General features: G+C 62.3%; 15 protein-coding genes. 13 read left to right on the forward strand and 2 right to left on the reverse strand.

Going from position 1 to position 19,224, the window contains the following annotated elements:
- Nucleotides 1–31 precede the first annotated feature (31 nt).
- Both carB and carA read right to left on the reverse strand, forming a co-directional pair.
- Complete coding sequence (gene carB, locus RID42_08035) at nucleotides 32–3,292, reverse strand: carbamoyl-phosphate synthase large subunit (protein MEQ8247619.1); 3,261 nt, start codon at nucleotides 3,290–3,292, stop codon at nucleotides 32–34.
- Nucleotides 3,293–4,462: a glutamine-hydrolyzing carbamoyl-phosphate synthase small subunit gene (carA, locus tag RID42_08040; GenBank protein MEQ8247620.1), complete on the reverse strand. Its 1,170-nt coding sequence runs from the start codon at nucleotides 4,460–4,462 to the stop codon at nucleotides 3,293–3,295. It lies immediately after the preceding gene.
- A gap of 244 nt (nucleotides 4,463–4,706) precedes the next feature.
- On the opposite strand from carA, the gene RID42_08045 reads away from it, so the two are divergent.
- The 13 genes from RID42_08045 to RID42_08105 all read left to right on the forward strand — a co-directional run bounded on the left by RID42_08045 (nucleotide 4,707) and on the right by RID42_08105 (nucleotide 19,051).
- Nucleotides 4,707–5,162 (forward strand): GatB/YqeY domain-containing protein, encoded by a 456-nt coding sequence (locus RID42_08045; GenBank protein MEQ8247621.1) that lies wholly within the window; start codon nucleotides 4,707–4,709, stop codon nucleotides 5,160–5,162.
- 46 nt (nucleotides 5,163–5,208) lie between these two features.
- A complete protein-coding gene (dnaG, locus tag RID42_08050) occupies nucleotides 5,209–7,074 on the forward strand; it encodes a DNA primase (GenBank protein ID MEQ8247622.1) in 1,866 nt (621 codons plus the stop codon).
- A gap of 56 nt (nucleotides 7,075–7,130) precedes the next feature.
- Nucleotides 7,131–9,083 carry an RNA polymerase sigma factor RpoD gene (rpoD, locus tag RID42_08055; protein MEQ8247623.1) on the forward strand — a complete coding sequence of 651 codons (1,953 nt, stop codon included), beginning with the start codon at nucleotides 7,131–7,133 and terminating at the stop codon, nucleotides 9,081–9,083.
- 178 nt (nucleotides 9,084–9,261) lie between these two features.
- Nucleotides 9,262–9,546, forward strand: coding sequence for a DUF1344 domain-containing protein (locus RID42_08060; GenBank protein MEQ8247624.1), 285 nt, complete (start codon nucleotides 9,262–9,264; stop codon nucleotides 9,544–9,546).
- Between the two features lie 86 nt (nucleotides 9,547–9,632).
- Nucleotides 9,633–11,096, forward strand: coding sequence for a circularly permuted type 2 ATP-grasp protein (locus RID42_08065; GenBank protein ID MEQ8247625.1), 1,464 nt, complete (start codon nucleotides 9,633–9,635; stop codon nucleotides 11,094–11,096).
- Nucleotides 11,097–11,100: 4 nt separating this feature from the next.
- Nucleotides 11,101–12,048 (forward strand): alpha-E domain-containing protein, encoded by a 948-nt coding sequence (locus tag RID42_08070; protein MEQ8247626.1) that lies wholly within the window; start codon nucleotides 11,101–11,103, stop codon nucleotides 12,046–12,048.
- A gap of 5 nt (nucleotides 12,049–12,053) precedes the next feature.
- Nucleotides 12,054–13,028, forward strand: coding sequence for a transglutaminase family protein (locus RID42_08075; GenBank protein MEQ8247627.1), 975 nt, complete (start codon nucleotides 12,054–12,056; stop codon nucleotides 13,026–13,028).
- A 76-nt stretch (nucleotides 13,029–13,104) separates the two neighbouring features.
- Nucleotides 13,105–14,523, forward strand: a complete 1,419-nt coding sequence (locus tag RID42_08080; protein ID MEQ8247628.1) for a cation:proton antiporter — start codon at nucleotides 13,105–13,107, stop codon at nucleotides 14,521–14,523.
- Entirely contained in the window at nucleotides 14,520–15,254 is a 735-nt protein-coding gene (locus RID42_08085; protein ID MEQ8247629.1) for a peptidase, read from the forward strand. Before RID42_08080 ends, RID42_08085 begins: the two co-directional genes overlap by 4 nt.
- Nucleotides 15,255–15,462: 208 nt before the next feature.
- Nucleotides 15,463–16,164, forward strand: a complete 702-nt coding sequence (locus RID42_08090; GenBank protein MEQ8247630.1) for a CBS domain-containing protein — start codon at nucleotides 15,463–15,465, stop codon at nucleotides 16,162–16,164.
- Between the two features lie 65 nt (nucleotides 16,165–16,229).
- Nucleotides 16,230–16,784 (forward strand): hemerythrin domain-containing protein, encoded by a 555-nt coding sequence (locus RID42_08095; protein ID MEQ8247631.1) that lies wholly within the window; start codon nucleotides 16,230–16,232, stop codon nucleotides 16,782–16,784.
- 34 nt (nucleotides 16,785–16,818) lie between these two features.
- Nucleotides 16,819–18,372 carry an AAA family ATPase gene (locus tag RID42_08100; GenBank protein ID MEQ8247632.1) on the forward strand — a complete coding sequence of 518 codons (1,554 nt, stop codon included), beginning with the start codon at nucleotides 16,819–16,821 and terminating at the stop codon, nucleotides 18,370–18,372.
- A gap of 100 nt (nucleotides 18,373–18,472) precedes the next feature.
- Nucleotides 18,473–19,051 carry a 4Fe-4S dicluster domain-containing protein gene (locus tag RID42_08105; protein ID MEQ8247633.1) on the forward strand — a complete coding sequence of 193 codons (579 nt, stop codon included), beginning with the start codon at nucleotides 18,473–18,475 and terminating at the stop codon, nucleotides 19,049–19,051.
- The last annotated feature ends 173 nt before the right edge of the window (nucleotides 19,052–19,224 follow it).

Here is a 19,224-nt window from a genome sequence, read left to right on the forward strand (position 1 = left end):
CGGCCGCTTCGGAATCCGAAGCCGGCGACAGTTACCGGGACGAACCGTCAAAATAGGATTGCAGCGGGGCGACATCAAGGCTGCCTTCACGGAGCCGTGCGATTGCCATCACGGCCGCGCGCGATCCAGCCACGGTCGTGTAGTAGGGTACGGCGTTCGTCAGCGCCGTGCGCCGCAACGTAAAGCTATCGGCGACCGCCTGGGCCCCGTCGGTTGTGTTGAGGACGAGTTGAATGTCGCCGTTCTTCATCGCATCGACGATGTGGGGCCGGCCCTCGAGAACTTTGTTGACGCCTTCCACCGCGATCCCTTCGGCCTCGAAGAATGCGGCGGTGCCGCGCGTCGCCACAATGCCAAAGCCGAGCGCGATCAATTGCCGAGCCGCACCGACGATCTGCTTCTTGTCGCTGTCGCGCACCGATATGAATACCTTGCCGGTCAGCGGCAGCGTCGTTCCCGAAGCCAGTTGGGATTTGGCGAAGGCGCGGTCGAAGGTCGTGTCGATCCCCATCACTTCGCCGGTCGATTTCATCTCCGGGCCGAGCAACGTGTCGACTCCCGGGAACCGGGCGAACGGAAAGACGGCTTCCTTAACCGCGACATGGTTGAGTATCGGCTGCGTCAAGGCGAACGATGCAAGCTTCTCGCCCGCCATCACGCGTGCAGCGACCTTCGCGATCGGAATACTGATTGCCTTGGCGACGAAGGGCACGGTCCGGCTCGCTCGGGGGTTAACCTCGAGGATGAAGATCTCTTTATCCTTGATCGCAAATTGGATGTTCATCAGCCCGACGACGCCTAACGCGCGCGCCAAAACCTCGGTCTGCCGCCGCAATTCCTCAATCGTTTCCGCGCCAAGCGAGTAGGGCGGCAGGGAACAGGCCGAGTCGCCCGAGTGGATGCCGGCCTCTTCGATGTGTTCCATGATCCCGGCGACAAAAACGTCGTCCCCGTCGGCAATTGCATCGACGTCGATTTCGATGGCGTTGTCGAGGTAGCTGTCGATCAACACGGGATTGCGCCCCGACAGGCGCATCGCTTCGCCGATGAAGCGGTGGAGTGACGCGCGGTCGCGGACGATTTCCATCGCCCTGCCACCCAAGACGTAGGAAGGCCGGATGACGACGGGATAGCCGAGTCGCTCGGCGACGGTTTCGGCTTGTTCCGCCGTGAAGGCGATCCCGTTGGGCGGCTGTTTGAGGTCGACCGCTCCGAGGAGTTCCTGAAAGCGCTGGCGGTCCTCGGCTAGGTCGATTGCGTCGGGCGAGGTGCCGAGAATCGGTACGCCGGCGGCGGCAAGGTCGCCCGCGAGCTTCAACGGCGTTTGCCCGCCGAACTGCACGATGACGCCCTTGAGGGTGCCGTTGGCGCTTTCGGCTCGGACGATCTCCAGCACGTCCTCGGCCGTCAGCGGCTCGAAGTACAGCCGGTCCGACGTATCGTAGTCGGTCGATACGGTTTCCGGATTGCAGTTGACCATGATCGTTTCATAGCCGCTGTCTGTCAGGGCATAGGCGGCATGGACGCAACAATAGTCGAACTCGATGCCTTGGCCGATGCGGTTGGGTCCGCCGCCTAAAATAACGATCTTCTCGCGGTCGCTGGGCGCCGCTTCGTTTTCGGCTTCGCCGGCGGTGTCGTCGCGGTCGTATTCGTAGGTCGAATAAAGGTAAGGCGTGTGCGCCTCGTACTCGGCCGCGCAGGTATCGACCCGCTTATAGACGGGATGAACGCCGAGTGCGTGGCGCTGCGCCGTTACCTCGGCCTCGGTCTTGCCCGCCAAGGTCGCTAGGCGGGCATCCGAGAATCCCATCCTTTTCAGCTCGGAAAGTCCGTCACGCGTTTCGGGCAGGCCGCGTTCCCGAACAAGAGCCTCTTGCGCGACGATCTCCGCGATTTGTTCGATGAACCACATGTCGTAGTGGCAACATTCCTGAATATCTTCGAGCGTTAGACCGGCGCGAATCGCCTGGGCGATTAGGAGGATGCGGTCCGGCGTCTGCTTGGTCAGCGCGGCGCGGATCGTGTTGGTGTCGTTGCCTTGGAAGTCGGGCAAATTGACCTCGTCGAGTCCGGTCAAACCGGTTTCCATCGACCGCAACGCTTTTTGCAGGCTTTCGGCGAAGGTTCGGCCCATCGACATCGCCACGCCGACCGACTTCATCGAGGTCGACAGGATCGGCTCGGCGCCCCGGAACTTCTCGAAGGTGAAGCGGGGTATTTTGGTGACGACATAGTCGATGGTCGGTTCGAACGACGCCGGCGTCACCTTGGTGATGTCATTTTCAAGTTCGTCCAGCGTGTAGCCGACCGCGAGGCGGGCAGCGACCTTCGCAATGGGGAAGCCGGTCGCCTTGGAGGCCAGCGCGGACGAGCGCGAGACCCGCGGGTTCATTTCGATGACGACCAACCGGCCGGTCTTCGGGTCGACCGCGAATTGGACGTTGGAGCCGCCGGTTTCGACCCCGATCTCGCGCAGACAGGCGATCGAGGCGTTGCGCATAATTTGGTATTCTTTGTCCGTCAGCGTGAGCGCCGGGGCAACGGTGACCGAATCCCCGGTATGGACGCCCATCGGATCGACGTTCTCGATCGAACAAATAATGATCGCGTTGTCGTTGCGGTCGCGAACGACCTCCATTTCGTATTCTTTCCAGCCCAGCACCGATTCCTCGACCAGCACCTCGTTGGTGGGCGAGGCCTCAAGGCCGCGGGCGATGATCTGCTCGAATTCTTCGCGATTGTAGGCAACCCCGCCGCCGGTCCCGCCCAGGGTGTAGGAGGGCCGGATGATCGCCGGCAGGCCGACGAATTCCAACGCGTCCAAGGCCTCAGCCATCGTGTGTGCAATCTGGCTCTTCGGGCTTTCGAGGCCGATCTTGGTCATCGCGTCGCGGAACAACAGCCGGTTCTCGGCTTTGGCGATCGCTTCTTCGTTGGCGCCGATCAACTCGACGCCGTATTTCTTCAACGTCCCGTCGTCGGCCAGGGCTAGCGCCGTATTTAGCGCGGTCTGCCCGCCCATTGTCGGCAATAACGCGTCGGGCCTTTCCTTGGCGATAATTTTGGCGACGAACTCCGGGGTAATCGGCTCGATGTAGGTCGCGTGGGCCAAGTCGGGATCGGTCATGATCGTGGCCGGGTTCGAATTGACCAGGATGATCCGGTAGCCCTCTTCCTTTAGCGCCTTGCAGGCCTGAGACCCCGAATAGTCGAACTCGCACGCCTGCCCGATCACGATCGGCCCGGCGCCGATGATGAGGATGCTCTCGATGTCGGTCCGTTTGGGCATTCAGCGCTTCATCATTTTGACGAACCGATCGAACAGATAGTGACTGTCCTCCGGTCCGGGCGAGGCTTCGGGGTGGTACTGCACAGAGAACACCGGTTTGCCCTCGACCTTGAGGCCTTCCAGCGTGTTGTCGAACAATGAGACATGCGTTGCGGTGATGCCCGCGGGCAGGGTCTCGGCGTCGACGACGAAGCCGTGGTTCTGACTGGTGATCTCGACCTTGCCGGTGGCGAGATCCTTGACCGGATGGTTGGCGCCGCGATGCCCCATATGCATTTTGAAGGTGCGCGCGCCCAGCGCCAACGCCAGCAGTTGATGGCCCAGGCAAATCCCGAACAGCGGGATGCCTGCCTCGATAACCCCTTGGATCATCGGCACCGCGTAAACCCCGGTCGCCGCCGGATCGCCGGGACCGTTCGAGAGAAAAACCCCGTCGGGCGCATGGCGCATAACGTCATCGGCGGTCGCGGTTGCGGGGACGACGACAACCTCGCAACCGGCCGCGGCGAGGCAGCGGAGAATGTTGTGTTTGGCCCCGAAGTCCACGGCGACAACCTTGCGCTTCGGCGCGTCGAGTTGTCCGTAGCCGTCGCCCAAACGCCAGGTGGTCTGCGACCACGTGTAGTGCTGGGTGCAGCTCACTTCCTTGGCGAGATCCATCCCTTCGAGACCGGGCCAGGCGCGGGCTTCGTCCAGCAGCGTCGCCGCGCTCGTTTCCCGGTCGGGTTCGTGGCTGATGACGCCGGTCTGGGGGCCGCCGTCGCGGATCAGCCGAGTGAGCCGCCGGGTATCCACGCCCGAAATGCCGACCAAATTTTGGCCCTTGAGCCAAGTATCGAGGTGGCGCAGCGCGCGCTGATTGGACGGGTCGGTGACGGCGGCTCGGACGACGACGCCGCGCGCGACCGGCGTGGCGGTTTCGTTGTCTTCGTCGTTGGCACCGACATTGCCGATATGTGGAAAGGTGAAGGTGATGATCTGGCCGGCGTAGGACGGGTCGGTCATGACCTCCTGGTAGCCGGTCATCGCGGTGTTGAAACAGATCTCCCCGACGCTGCGGCCCACGGCGCCCAAACCGGTCCCGCGAAAAACTGTGCCGTCGGCCAGAACCAATACAGCCGGGGCGCGATGCAAGGCGGCCCGGGCGGTGTGATCTGGCAATGTCGCCATGGTGCGATAGTCCCGCAGGGGGAGAGTAGGGAGTTGCCACGCTAAGCTGCTGAAAAATCAGGCAGTCTTAGGCGGGCGACGCGTGAATTTTGCGGAAAACTAAGCAAAAGGCGTGCCGTCGTCAAGCCGCCGCCGCGCCGAATATGCAAAATATATCAATGAGTTATCCACAGTCGCTCGGTTTGCCACCGGCCCCGGCATTGCAGTAGGATGACGCCCCGTTGCGGCAATCCCGGGACCAACCATGCTTCGCGAAGATCTGAGCGAGGCCCTCAAAAAGGCCCAGAAAGCGCGAGACGTCAGACGGGTCTCGACGCTGCGTCTAATATTGGCTGCGCTGAAAGACCGCGATATTGCGGCGCGCGGCGAAGGCCGGGGCGAGGGACTCGCCGACGAAGAGATTCTCGCCATGCTGCAAACGATGATTCGACAGCGGCGCGAGTCCATCAAGTTCTATGAGCAGGGCGGTCGCCTCGAATTGGCCGAACAAGAGCAGCAAGAAATCGACATCATCGAAGAGTACCTGCCGCGCCAATTGAGCGAGGCGGAGATTGCCGAGGCCGTCGGGGCGGCAATGGACGAAATCGGGGCCACGGCCCTCAAAGACATGGGCCGGATTATGGCGGCTCTGCGCGAACGCTATACTGGTCAGATGGATTTCGGACGCGCGAGCCAGATTGCCAAGCAGCGTTTGACGTGAGGGCGCGGTGATGACCGGCCCCGCGTCGTCCGCCGGTTCCTAGCGCATGGCATTCCCGCCCGCCTTCCTTGACGAGCTCAAGTCCCGCCTCGTCCTGAGCGATGTTGTCGGTCGCCGGGTGAAGCTTCGCAAAGGGCCCCGCGGCGAGTTCACCGGCCTTTGTCCGTTCCATAACGAGAAATCGCCGTCGTTCACTGTGAGTGACGATAAAGGTTTTTATCATTGCTTCGGCTGCGGTCAGAACGGGTCGGTGTTCGACTTCGTCATGACCACCGAAAATTTGCAGTTTCCCGAGGCCGTCGAGCAACTTGCCTCGGTTGCCGGGATGGAAGTCCCCCGTCAATCCGCCGCCGCCGCGGAAGCCGCACGGCGCTCGGCAACGCTCCACGACGTACTCGACCGGGCCGCGACGTGGTTCACCGACCAGCTCCGGGCATCCCAGGGCAGCGGCGCCCGCAATTACCTCAAGACCCGTGGCGTTAGTCCGGAAGCGGCGGCGTCTTTCAGGTTGGGCCTGGCCCCGAATGCACGCACCCAACTGAAGGATGCGCTGCTGGCGCGCGATATCACCGAGGCGCAGCTCCTTGAAACCGGTCTGATCGTCAAGCCAGAGGACGGCGGCGCGTCGTTCGACCGTTTTCGCGACCGGCTGATGTTCCCGATCCTCGATTCGCGGGGGCGCGTGATTGCGTTTGGCGGCCGGGCGTTGGGCGACGCCCGCGCCAAATACTTGAACTCCCCCGAGACGGCGTTGTTCCATAAGGGCCGCACTCTCTATGGCCTTTTCCAGGCCCGCCAACCGATTCGCGCGGCCGAGACGGCGATCGTGACCGAGGGCTACATGGATGTCATTGCCCTGGTCGATGGCGGCTTTAGCCACGCGGTGGCCCCGCTGGGCACGGCGTTGACCGAGGAACAGATCGGTCTTCTGTGGCGCTTCGCCCCCGAACCCGTGATTTGTCTCGATGGGGACGCCGCCGGCCGGCGTGCGGCGCTGGCCGCCGCCGAGCGCGCGCTGCCGCTGCTCAAACCCGGGTTGAGCCTGCGCTTTGCGCAACTGCCCGAGGGCGAGGATCCCGATAGCCTGATCCGCGGCCGTGGTGCTGCGGCGATGCGTCAGGTTCTCGATGCCGCGGTGCCGATGAACGAACTCCTGTGGTGGAAGGAACGCCGCGCCCAGCCCGTCGATTCGCCCGAACGCGAGGCTGGTTTGCGCGCGCGTCTGGAGGCGTTGTGCCGCGAAATCCGCGATCCGGACATCCGTGACGCCTACCAAAGGTTGTTTCGGGCGCGGATGGATGACGAATTCGGCGGCCCCCGGGGGCGCCAGGGCGGCGGTCGGCCCAGCCGCGACTGGGGGGCGAAAATCCCCCGGCCTGGCGGCTTTCGTCGCGGTTCCTCGCCGTTGCTGCGCCAAACGTCGTTGGCGCGCGGCGAAGAATCCAGCGCCCGCGAGGAGTTTATCGTCGGGGTGCCTCTGGTTGCACCGGCGGTCCTCGAAAGCGGCGAAGAGGCGTTTGCCTCGGTTCACCTAGCGAACAGCGGCCTTGACAGGCTCCGCAGCGCGATATTACAAGCCTCGGCTACCGTGGCCGGCCTTGACAGCGAAACCCTTCACGACCAATTGGCGAAGCAAGGGTTCGGTGAAATTGCAACGCGCCTGACTGCTGCGGTGGTGCGGGTGAGTCCAAACCTGCGGGCCGATACTGCGTTGGAGGAAACCGAACACGCTTGGCGTGAGGCGATGGCGCTGCACGGTCGAGCCTCACTACAACGAGAAATCGAATCCGCTTGGCTGGAGTTTGCAGAGGACTCGAGTGACGAAAAGCGGGATCGCGTGGCGTCGCTCCAAGAGGAGCTGGGCGGCACGCAAGGAGTCAGGACGAGGGGCAATCTGCTGAACCCGGCTTAGGAGACATCCGCCGGATACGTCCATCCGGTTCGCCGCATGCAGGGGTAACGTTTTACATGGCTACGAAGACCGCAAAAACCGCCGAAGAAGAAAAGCAGACCGAGGAAACCAGCGACAGTCCGCTGATCGACTCGGTCAATAAAGACGTCAAAAAGCTTCTGCAAAAGGCGAAGGAGCGCGGCTACGTCACCTACGACGAAATCAACGAAGCAATGCCCCAAGATCAGGTCACCTCGGAACAGATCGAGGACACCATGGCCATGTTGTCTGAGATGGGTGTCAATGTCGTCGAAAGCGAAGACGAGGTCGAAGACACGCCGGACGAGAAAGCCTCGACCAGTCGCGAGCTGACGACCACGACCCCCAAGGAAGAACTCGACCGAACCGACGATCCGGTGCGCATGTACCTGCGCGAAATGGGCTCGATCGAATTGCTCTCGCGCCAAGGCGAGATCGAAATCGCGATGCGGATCGAAGCGGGCCGCGAGGAGATGATCTCCGGCCTGTGCGAAAGCCCGCTGACGATGATGGCGATCGTCCAGTGGCGCGACGATCTCAAAGAGGGCCGCGCCCTGCTGCGCGACATTATCGATCTCGACGCAACCTATGGCGGCAAACCTGGGGCCGCACCGGCCGCCCCCCCTGGCGGCGCCCCCGCAGCGCCGGCCGCTGCAACGCCAAGCGCGGCCCCAGCGGCACGCCCGGCCAACGACGACGATGACGACGAGGACGACGAAGCCTCCGTGCCGCTGGCGGCGATGGAGGAACAGCTTCTGCCGGGGGTCCTCAAGAAGTTCGACGAGATCGCCCGGACGTACAAGAAACTCTCGAAACTACACGATGCGACCGTCGAAGCGGCGCTAAGCAAAGAAGAGCTCACCTCGGCGCAAAACCGGCGCTACGACAAATTGACCAAAGAGTTGGTCGAGCTACTCGAAGAGGTGCATCTCAACAACGGGCGCATCGAGGCGCTCGTCGACCAGCTCTACGGCCTGAACCGCCGGATCGTGAATATGGAGAAGGAGCTCTGGGCGATGGCCGAAGCGTGCGCCGTCGAACGCGAGTCCTTCATGGAACAGCACACCGGCAACGAACTCGACCCCAATTGGCTGCGCCGGGTCAGCCGCCTCAAGCAAAAGGGCTGGGCCGAGTTCACCAAAGAATACCGCGAGCAAATCAAGCCGATCCGCGCGCACTTCGCCGAGGTGTCGCAGCTTGTCGGTGTCGATATCGCCGAGTTCAAGCGGATCGTCCATCGTGTCCAAAAAGGCGAACGCGCGGCGGCCCGCGCCAAGAAGGAAATGGTCGAGGCCAACCTGCGGCTCGTCATTTCGATTGCTAAAAAATACACCAACCGCGGCTTGCAGTTCCTCGACCTAATCCAAGAGGGCAACATCGGGTTGATGAAGGCAGTCGATAAGTTCGAGTATCGCCGCGGCTACAAGTTTTCGACCTACGCGACGTGGTGGATTCGCCAGGCAATTACCCGCTCGATCGCCGATCAAGCGCGCACCATCCGTATCCCGGTGCACATGATCGAAACGATCAACAAACTTGTCCGCACCTCGCGCCAGATGCTGCATGAGATCGGCCGCGAGCCCACGCCCGAAGAGCTGGCAGAAAAGCTCGGCATGTCGCTCGATAAAGTGCGCAAGGTTCTCAAGATCGCCAAAGAGCCGATCTCGCTCGAAACCCCGATCGGCGACGAAGAGGATTCCCACCTCGGCGATTTCATCGAGGACAAGAATGCGATCCTCCCGATCGACTCGGCGATCCAGTCCAACCTGCGCGACACCACGACGCGGGTATTGGCGTCGCTGACGCCGCGCGAGGAGCGGGTTCTGCGCATGCGCTTTGGCATCGGCATGAATACCGACCACACCCTCGAAGAGGTCGGCCAGCAGTTCTCGGTCACCCGCGAACGCATCCGCCAAATCGAGGCCAAAGCCCTACGCAAACTGAAACACCCCTCGCGCTCGCGCAAACTGCGGAGTTTTCTCGACAACTAACGGCGCCGCCTCGAGCGAACGCGGGAAAAGGCCGGGCCCAGTGTCCGGCTTTTTTTGTGGCTGGGTGACAAAACCCACGGTGTGAACGCGGGCTACGTCGGCCTTTGCTTTGTACGCCAGGCGAGCGAGAATACCAGCAACGGGGCAGCATTGGCGGCTTGGGGGAGCCTGTGAGCGCATGAAGGCCATTCGTCCGTTTCGGATCGCCATGGCGATCGTTGTCGCGGTGGTTGTCGCCGGTGCCGCGCCGCCGCGTGTCGCGGCGGAGGACGCCGAGGGCACGGTCGAATCGGTCGACCTCGACCGGCGCCTTCTTACGCTGGTCGACGGAGAAACCTTCATCTTGGCCGAAGCGGTCGACGCCGATGTGATCAAAGTTGGCGAGAACGTTTTCATCGTTTTCGAACTCGATGACCGCGAGCAGAAGGTCGCCCTGGAAGTGCTCCTGACCGTCCAAGAGTAGCTCCATAAGCGAAGACGCCGCGATCAAAGACGGCCATTTACCTGGTGCAGGAGGACAAATCCGGTCGGCTATGATAATGTGGTGTCATGCCGCAAACGCGCGAATCCAACATTGGGGATGACACGCGCGCTTCGACAAAGACCTACTTTGACGAAATGCGCGGTGAGGACGGAGCCGTACGCGAGGCGTATCGCAACCTTGAGCATTGGTTGACGACGACGCCGCGGGCGGAGTTTCGGCGCCGCCGCGAGGAGGCCGAGCTTCTGTTCCGCCGCTTGGGGATTACCTTCGCCGTCTATTCCGAAGAGGCGGGCAATCCTGAACGGCTCATTCCCTTCGATATTATTCCGCGGGTTCTCACCGCGGCGGAATGGCGCAAGCTCGAAGGCGGGCTGATCCAGCGTGTCCGTGCCCTCAATATGTTCCTGAACGACATCTACCACGGGCAGGAAATCATCAAGGCCGGTCGCATCCCTGAGCATTTCATCCTCAAGAACGATCAGTACCGGCCGGAGATGCAGGGCCTGAATCCGCCGGGGGGTGTCTACGCCCATATCTCCGGCGTCGATGTCGTGCGGGTCGATCCAGACGATTTCTACGTGCTTGAAGACAACCTGCGTTCTCCGTCCGGCGTTTCCTACATGATCGAGAATCGCACCGTCATGATGCGACTGTTTCCCGATCTATTCGCCCAAAACAAGATTGCGCCGGTCGATCACTATGCCGACGCCCTGCTGGATACGTTGCGCTCGGTCGCGCCCGCGTGGACGAACGACCCAACCATCGCCGTGCTAACGCCGGGCCAGTACAATTCGGCCTTTTTCGAACATGCGTTCCTCGCCGAACAAATGGGCGTAGAGCTTGTCGAAGGGCAGGATCTTTTCGTGTCCGACGGCTTCGTGTTCATGCGCACCCCGCAGGGCCCCCAGCGGGTCGATGTCATCTACCGCCGCATCGACGACGACTTCATCGATCCTCTCGCCTTTAACCCCGATTCGATGTTGGGTATACCGGGCCTGTTGTCGGTGTATGCGCAAGGGAACGTTTCGCTTGCGAACGCGATCGGTACCGGCGTTGCCGACGACAAGGCAATGTACGTTTATGTCCCCGAAATGATTCGGTTCTACCTGGACGAAGAGCCGATCCTCAAAAACGTACCGACGTGGCAATGCCGTGAACCGGACGCGCTCGCCTATGTGCTGGATCACTTGCCGGAACTCGTCGTCAAGGAAGTTGCGGGATCGGGCGGCTACGGCATGTTGGTGGGGCCGACGTCAACCAAGGCCCAGCGCGAAGCGTTTCGCATTCGCTTGATCGCCAACGCCGAGAATTACGTGGCCCAACCGACGCTATCCTTGTCGACCTGTCCGACCTTTGTGCGCCAAGGCGTCGCGCCGCGGCACGTCGACCTACGCCCCTACGTGCTGTCGGGCCGCGATGTGCGTGTCGTCCCCGGCGGTCTGACGCGGGTGGCGCTCAAGGAAGGTTCGCTGGTCGTCAACTCCAGTCAGGGCGGGGGCACCAAAGACACCTGGGTTTTGCGGGACTAGCGCGATGCTCAGCCGCACAGCCGATAATCTTTTCTGGACCGGCCGCTCGGTAGAACGTGCGGAGAATACCGCGCGGATGCTGGATGTGACCTACCGAAACGCGATGCTTCCCTCGGCATCGGCCGAGCCGGGGAGCGAATGGGAGGCCACCCTCCACGTGGGTGGGAACCTGGACCGGTTTATGGAGGCCAAGCGGGCACCGTCCGCGCGCAGCGTTATCGAATATCTCGCGCTCGACCCCGACAACCCGTCGTCGATCTACTCAAGCCTTGCCAATGCGCGGGAAAGCGCCCGGGCGACCCGCGGCACGATGACCTCGGAGATGTGGGAAAACATCAACGATACCTGGCTCGAGATGCGGACGTTAACGTGGGAAAAGATCGAACTGCGCGGGCTCTCGCGGTTCTTCGATTGGGTGAAGGAACGCAGCCACACCTTTCGTGGTGTCGCCGACGGCACGATGTTGCGCGACGATTCCTATTTGTTCTTGCGGCTGGGTACGTTCCTGGAGCGCGCCGACAACACGGCCCGGATGATCGACGTCAAATATCACCTGTTGCTGCCGGCAGGCGAGCAAGTCGGCGGCGCGGTCGACTACTATCAGTGGGGCGCGCTGTTGCGCTCGCTCTCGTCCTTCCGAGCGTACAAGCGCTTGTTCCACGACGCCATCACGCCCATTCGCGTTGGCGAATTGCTGATCCTGCGGCCGGAAAGCCCGCGCTCGCTCGAAAGCTGCTACCGCGAGATCGACGCGGTGTTCAAAGATCTCCGTGATCTCTACCGGCGTGACTACGAGTGTTTTCGGCGTGCAGGAGAAATCTATGCGCGTCTGCGGTACAGCCGTATCGAAGAGATATTCGAGCGCGGCTTGCATGAGTTCCTCGACGACTTTGTTGCGCGCAACGACTCCCTCGGCCAGCAGATCTCGGTCGATTTCATGCTTCAGGTGTGACCGGTATGCATTTGTTTATCGAACACGAAACGATTTATCGCTACGAGCCGCCGGCGCGCTTTACGACGCAGTACATTCGCTTGACGCCGCGGCAGCACGGCAACTTGCAGGTCTGGTCGTGGAATCTGATCGGGCCGCGCAAGATGACGCAATTTAACGATGGGTTCGGCAATGTCGTTCACGTCCTATCGGTTACCGAAGCTCACGAGGAAGTACGATTGAAGGTAACCGGCGAGGTTTGGACGCAAGAGACGGCGGGTGTGCTGCCGCCCGAATTTGAAGCGTTCAGCCCGCTCTATTATGCGAACCACACCCGGTTGACCGCCGCAGACGCGGCGATCAAGGATTTCGCGGAAACCTTTCGCACCGCCGTTGCGAGCGACCGGTTGAGCGGGTTGCACGACGTCATGACGGCTCTGAACAAACGCGTTCGCTATAGCATTGGGTCGACGAACGCCGCGTCGTCGGCGGCCGAGGCCTTCGCCAAGGGCGAGGGGGTCTGCCAAGACCATGCCCACATTTTTCTCAGCATATGCCGGACGCTCGGTGTGCCGTCGCGCTACCTCTCGGGCTATCTCTGGACCGAAGGCGCCGAGACGTCCTACGAGGCAAACCACGCGTGGGCGGAGGCGTTCATCGAACGATTGGGCTGGGTCAGCTTCGACGTTGCAAACTGCGTCGCCGCGACCGAAGCCTATGTGCGCGTTGCCCAAGGGCGGGACTACCTCGACGCCGCGCCGGTTCGCGGACTGTGGCGCGGCGACGGTACCGAGGCGTTGACGGTATCGGTGCGCGTTACACAGGGCCAACGGGCACAGCAGCAGCACCAAGGCGAGCGGCAGCAAGATGAGCTGCAACACGACGACAAGCGGCAGGGTCCGCAGATACAGCAGGGCGAAAAACACACGCAAGGCGCGCAGCAACGGCAGGGCGAGTCGCAGTTGGGTCAGCGGTACCAGCAGGACCAGCAACAGCAATAGCGAATCCGCGAACCTCGCGGGTTGGGAGTGCCATTTTGGTCCAGCCGCCAAGTAGTTCCAGCTTCGGAGCCAAGCGATGATCGGCGGTGAGTTGACCGGCATCGCGATCGTCGCATCGGCTGCGATGGTTTGCGGCGCGCTTTTTTCTCGCCTCCGACAGCCGCCACTGGTGGGCTACATCCTGGCGGGTATCCTCCTTGGTCCCACCGCAATGGGGGTGGTTGAGGACCGCGAACAGATCGCGCTCCTAGCTGAGCTTGGCGTCCTGATCTTGCTGTTCATCATCGGGCTCGAACTCAGCTTGCGCGCTTTCAAGCTCGTATGGCGTCAATCGCTCGGTACGATGGCGTTCCAGGTTATCGGCACGGTGGCGATCGCGTTCTTGGTCAAACTGGGGCTGGGCTGGTCGGTAGGGCAGGCGCTCTTGGTTGGCTTCGTGCTTGCGCTCTCGTCGACGGCTGTCGCGATCAAGATCCTTGAGGATATTGGCGAGTTGCGAACCGAGATCGGTCGGATCGCCATTGGCGTCCTGATTGCCCAGGATTTGGCTGTCGTGCCGATGATGCTGGTGATCGGCTCCATGGGCGAAAGCGACGTCAGCATTGTCCGTTCGATCGTTGCGGTTATCGCCGCGGTGGGAATCCTTGCTGCGGTTATCGTGGTGCTCGGGCAACGACGCAAGTTTCGGCTACCGTTCATCGATACGATCGAAGGTGACATCGACCTCACCACGATGGCGGCGCTCGGCATCTGCTTCGGCGCGGCGGCGGCGTCCGGCCTGCTCGGGTTGTCGCCAGCCTACGGCGCATTCCTGGGCGGGTTGATCGTGGGCAATACCGCCGACCGCGCCAGGATGATTCGCGCAACCCAGCCGATCCAAGCCGTTCTGATCATGGTGTTCTTCGTCTCCATCGGCCTTTTGATCGATATCGGCTTTATTTGGGCCAATCTGTGGCTCGTGTTGTTGCTCGTTCTGATCGTCACCCTCGTAAAGACAGCAATGAATATTGGGATCATCCGGTTCTTCGGGGCACCTTGGAAGACGGCTTTCCTGGCCGGGACGGTAATGGGACAGATCGGCGAATTCTCCTTTGTGCTGGCGGCCGCGGGCCTGTCGGTTGGTTTGATCGGCGATGAAGACAATCGCCTTCTGGTCTCGCTGATTGCGCTCAGCCTTGCCGTCAGTCCGCTGTGGCTCGTGACTGCCCGACGGCTCGAACAAATCCGCTGGCGCAATCACATGAACCCGGTCATGGTCCTGCGGCGGCTGCTTGGCCGAGAAATCAAAGGCGCAAACAGGGTCGCACTGCCGGTCCTGGCGGCGATGCGGCAAGGCATTGGAGGCGCTTGGCGCAGTTCCAGACAGGCGTGGATGAGCGGAACAAGCTCTTTTCGGACGACCCTGGGACGCGCTACAACAACGCGCCGCGGTCCGCCGGAAGCGAAGTCCCGGTCGGGCGACGGCGGTCCCGAGAAACCGGAAGTGCGTGAATGACCTATTGCGTCGGCCTGCTGCTCAACGAGGGGCTGGTCATGCTGGCCGATACCCGCACCAACGCGGGTGTCGATTACATTTCGACTTACTCCAAACTCACGGTTTGGGAGCAGCCGGGGGAGCGCGTCATTGCCCTCATGACGGCAGGGAACCTATCGGTATCCCAGAACGTCGTGACCATGCTCAACGAGGGTCTCCCCAACGGCGGCGGCGAGCTTGTCACCATGAGCGGCGTGCCGTCGATGACGGAGGCCGCGCGGCTTGTCGGCCGGGCGATCCGTGAGGTTCGACGGCTCGACGCGCCGGCACTCAACGAGTCTGGGATCGACTTTGACGTCAGTTTCATTTTGGGCGGCCAGATAGCCGGGCGCGTGTTGCGCCTGTTTCTATTCTATGCCGCCGGCAACTTCATCGAAGCTGGCCCGGATTCGCCTTATTTCCAGGTCGGCGAGCTCAAATACGGCAAACCGATCCTCGACCGCGTCGTTAATGTCGGCACGTCGCTGCAACAGGGCGCCAAGTGCGCGATGATCTCGATGGATTCGACGATTCGATCCAACATTTCGGTGGGTCTCCCCCTCGACATGCTGATCTATCGGCGCGACGCCCTGAAGGTCGAGGTGCGCAGCCATATCCCGGTGGACGATCCCTATTTCGAGTCGGTTTCCGAGGGCTGGTCGGCTGGCTTGCGCGACTCCTTTCAAAAAATACCGAATCCGACCTGGCAGTAACCCGACCGTCCGTTGCTTGGTCCATCCCCGGACATCGGCGAACGGGATGAATGCCGCCTGGCGTGTAACGCGAGAAGGCTACGTTTCTGCGGGGTTTGACTTTGTTCCGGCGGGTTTCCGGCGGGTGCCGGTTGAGCATGATCAAGGACGCCCGCCCAGGGACGGCTTAGCCTTGGGCTAGGACATGTCTCGAACGCGGGAGTCAACGATGCGCGCTGCAGATATCATGACGACGGGCGTTATTACGGTGTCGCCGGATGCCGCCATCCTCGATGTCGCCCATCTCCTCCTCGACCGGCGGATCAGTGCCGTACCGGTTGTCAGCAGCGAGGGCAAGCTCTTGGGGATCGTCAGCGAAGGCGATCTTATCCACCGGCATGAGAACCGCACCGAGCGCAAAAGCCATTGGTGGCAGGCGGTGATCGAAAACAGAACCGATGCGGCGCGCGCCTATAGCCGCGCCCATGGTCGCCATGCCCGCGACGTCATGACCGAAAAGGTACTGACGGTGTCCGAAGACACGCCGTTGTCGGATATTGCCGACATGCTAGAGCGTCACCGAATCAAACGGGTGCCCGTGGTCGCCAACGGCAAGGTCGTGGGAGTCGTCAGTCGCGCCAACCTCTTGCAAGCGTTGGTGGCGCGCCCGATCGAGCCGGTACCAGACACCGTCGCGGTACCCGACGATGCCGGCATTCGCAATGCGATCGTCGACGAGATCCGTACGAATGCCCTCGCGGGGTCCGAAATCAACGTCATTGTCGCCAACGGCGCCGTGAGTTTGTGGGGAACGGTCCAGTCCGAAGATCAACGGCGCGCGATCATTATTTCCGTGGAAAACGCGACGGGCGTTGTCGGTATCGAAGATCACCTCGCGACGCCGACCAATCGCCGCCTCGCCGGGCTTTAGTCCGGGCACCGTCTGCGCCGCGAGGGCACGCAAACCCGCGGGACATAGCGAGAAGGACCGCCAACATGACTGAACCGTCCATTCTTTCGTCTCTGCGCGAGGATCACACTAACGCGCGCCGACTGGTCGATATCCTGATGCGAGAAGCCCAGTTGATCCGCGACGGCGACGACGCGGACTACGAAGTTATTGAAGGCATAACCGATTATTTCAAGGGTTACCCGGATGCCTGCCATCATCCGATCGAAGACCGGATGTTTCAACGTATGGTCGTCGTCGATGCGGCGCGGGTTAAGGCCGTCGGCGATCTCCTCGTCGAGCACGGACAGCTTCGCCGCAAGCTCGCGGACGTCGTCGCGGCTTTGCGCGACGTACGACTTGAAGCCGAGGTTCCGCGCAACAATATCGTTAGTCGTCTCGAGTCTTTTGTCGATGCCTATAGGCGGCACATGGATGCCGAGGACCGGCAGTTCTTCCCGCTGGCTGCGGCGATGCTGGACGATGACGGTTGGGCTGCGGTCGGAAGCGCGGCAGCGTCGGTCGGGGACCCTCTGTTTGCGGCCAAGGAAGGATTCGACGGACTCCGCAAACGAATGCTCGCCTTCGAGAAAGACATCTAATCTCCCGACTGCCTATTACAGAGAAACGGTTGCGATGACCCCCGAGCAAGAATTCATCGCCGACGATCCGCGTATAGTGGCGGCAATCCGTGAGGCCGCCCATGACGGACAACTCGAACGAATCGATACCCACGGGGCGGCCGTCTTCCTTGCCGGCGCGTTCGCTTACAAGATCAAGCGGCCTGTGGCCTTTCCCTATATGGACCTGTCCACGCCGCAAAAGCGCCGCGCCGCCTGCGAAGCTGAAATTCGCCTGAACCGACGGACAGCCCCAGGCATTTATTTGGGGATCGCGCCGCTGCGCCGCGATTCGGAGTCGCTCACGATCGGCGCGGTCGGCGACCCGATCACAGCGGGCGATGAATGCGTCGTTGTCATGCGCCGCTTCGACCAAAGCACATTGTTCGACCGCTTGGCGTCGCGCGGGCGTCTCGACACCGACATGGTTGTCGGCCTGGCCGAGGCTATCGCGACGTTTCACGGCCGTGCCGAGGTCGTTGGCAAGCGCGGTGGGGCCAAGGAAATGCGCTGGGTGGTCGAGGAAAACATCGAAGAACTCTCCCCCCGCGCCGACGTCTTTGCCGCGGACGACATCGAACGCTTGGCCGCGCGGACCCGCGCTGCCATGGACCGCCTCGCAGCGACCATGGATGAACGGATGGCTGCGGGGTTCGTCCGGCATTGCCACGGTGATCTCCACCTTCGCAACGTGTGTATGTTTGAAGGCGTGCCGACGATCTTCGATGCGCTCGAGTTCAACGACGCGCTGGCCGTGACCGACACGATGTACGACCTCGCCTACGTCTTGATGGATCTCCTCCATCGCGGGCTTGCCGCCCAGGCGACCGCTTTGCTGAACCGCTACCTCGAACGATTCAGCGACGACAAAGGGCTGGCACTCCTGCCCCTTTTCATGTCCGTACGCGCTGCCATTCGCGCCAAAGTGTCGCTTAGCATGGCCGACGTCCAGAGCGATCCGAGCGCGGCGGAGAGCCTGCGCAACGATGCGAAGGATTACCTCGCTCGGGCGATCGGCTTTCTCGAACCTCGCGCCCCGGTGATGGTTGCCGTCGGGGGCCTGTCGGGGAGCGGCAAATCTACCGTCGCCCGCGCACTGGCGCCTCACCTGGCCCCGGCACCCGGTGCGGTCGTGCTGCGCAGCGACGTCATCCGCAAGGCGCTCATGGGCGTGGGCGAAACCGAACGCCTTGGACCGGCGGGATATACGCGGGAAGTTTCGCAACGCGTCTACGATGCCGTGGTGAACCGGGCGCATACCATCGCCGCCGCAGGGTTCAGTGTGGTGGCCGATGCGACCTTCACCAAAGCTGCGGGCCGCACTGCGATTGCCGACGCCGCGGCGCGCGTTGGCTGTCCCTTCACAGGCTACTGGCTCGACGCCGATCCCGGAACGCTGGTGGCCCGGGTCGATGCACGGACCAACGATCCCTCGGATGCGGACGGCGCCGTGGTCCGCCGCCAACTGGCCGACGATATTGGCGACCTGGATTGGACGCGGATCGATGGGCGTCGAGCGGCCGCGGCAATCGCGGATGAAATCGCCAATTCCGTTCGAAAGATCGCTTGATCGTACCCGCGCCGCTGCGCAGGATGACGGGCTCAATCCACCCACCTTTGAGGTTTCTCTTGTTGATTGGCTTTGTCCCAGTCCCGTCACGGCCATTTCCGTGAACGACCAGGGCGCAAATCTCGATCGCCGCGCGTTGCTGTTCGGCAAATGGCGGCGCGAAAAGCCTTCGGTGGCGGCGTCGCCCAGCGTTACGTCGATACGGGCGATCAACTGGGTGCGTCCGCCGGGCGCGATCGCACCCAACCTCTTTGTCCAAACCTGCGACGGGTGCGGCGCCTGCGCCGAGGTGTGCCCGGCCCAGGCCATCAAAATGACGGGGCCCGCGGTCGATGGCCGCCGGCCCGGTCCGCGGATCGACGCGGCGCAAAGCCCGTGCGTTCTGTGCGATGCCATTGCTTGCGTAACCGCCTGTCCAACCAAGGCGCTCGCACCGGTGGACCGCGACGCGATCCGCATTGCCCAGATCCGCTTCGACGACACGCGGTGCTGGTCGGCCAACGGCACCGATTCGGCCTGCACGGTGTGCGCCGAGCGCTGCCCGGTGGGCGAGGGCGCGATATCCGTGGTCCCCGGCAAGGGGCCGACGATCGCGGCGGGATGCACCGGCTGCGGCGTATGCGTCCACTACTGCCCCGCAAAACCGCCGCCGCTGATCCAGTTGCCGCTGACGCTCTAGGCGGGGCCGGGAACGACAGTTGCCAGCGGCCGCTGGTGCCGGGTGCACCGGTCGTTCCCTGTCACAGGCATCAGGTAGCCCCTGATCTCCAACGATCTCCAGTATTACTGCGGCCCAGGTTCGATGTGAAGAGGCGTCGGTGGTCTACCCTTTGGTCTACCCTCCTGACCCGC

The organism is Alphaproteobacteria bacterium (assembly GCA_040216735.1).
Taxonomy (GTDB): domain Bacteria; phylum Pseudomonadota; class Alphaproteobacteria; order SHVP01; family SHVP01; genus CALJDF01.

Coding starts and splice junctions, on each gene's coding strand:
- RID42_08090 (MEQ8247630.1), top strand. CDS start 15,463: ATGCGCGCTGCAGATATCATGACGACGGGCGTTATTACGGTGTCGCCG.
- RID42_08085 (MEQ8247629.1), top strand. CDS start 14,520: ATGACCTATTGCGTCGGCCTGCTGCTCAACGAGGGGCTGGTCATGCTG.
- carA (MEQ8247620.1), bottom strand. CDS start 4,462: ATGGCGACATTGCCAGATCACACCGCCCGGGCCGCCTTGCATCGCGCC.
- RID42_08080 (MEQ8247628.1), top strand. CDS start 13,105: ATGATCGGCGGTGAGTTGACCGGCATCGCGATCGTCGCATCGGCTGCG.
- RID42_08065 (MEQ8247625.1), top strand. CDS start 9,633: ATGCCGCAAACGCGCGAATCCAACATTGGGGATGACACGCGCGCTTCG.
- RID42_08060 (MEQ8247624.1), top strand. CDS start 9,262: ATGAAGGCCATTCGTCCGTTTCGGATCGCCATGGCGATCGTTGTCGCG.
- RID42_08075 (MEQ8247627.1), top strand. CDS start 12,054: ATGCATTTGTTTATCGAACACGAAACGATTTATCGCTACGAGCCGCCG.
- carB (MEQ8247619.1), bottom strand. CDS start 3,292: ATGCCCAAACGGACCGACATCGAGAGCATCCTCATCATCGGCGCCGGG.
- RID42_08045 (MEQ8247621.1), top strand. CDS start 4,707: ATGCTTCGCGAAGATCTGAGCGAGGCCCTCAAAAAGGCCCAGAAAGCG.
- RID42_08070 (MEQ8247626.1), top strand. CDS start 11,101: ATGCTCAGCCGCACAGCCGATAATCTTTTCTGGACCGGCCGCTCGGTA.
- RID42_08095 (MEQ8247631.1), top strand. CDS start 16,230: ATGACTGAACCGTCCATTCTTTCGTCTCTGCGCGAGGATCACACTAAC.
- rpoD (MEQ8247623.1), top strand. CDS start 7,131: ATGGCTACGAAGACCGCAAAAACCGCCGAAGAAGAAAAGCAGACCGAG.
- dnaG (MEQ8247622.1), top strand. CDS start 5,209: ATGGCATTCCCGCCCGCCTTCCTTGACGAGCTCAAGTCCCGCCTCGTC.
- RID42_08100 (MEQ8247632.1), top strand. CDS start 16,819: ATGACCCCCGAGCAAGAATTCATCGCCGACGATCCGCGTATAGTGGCG.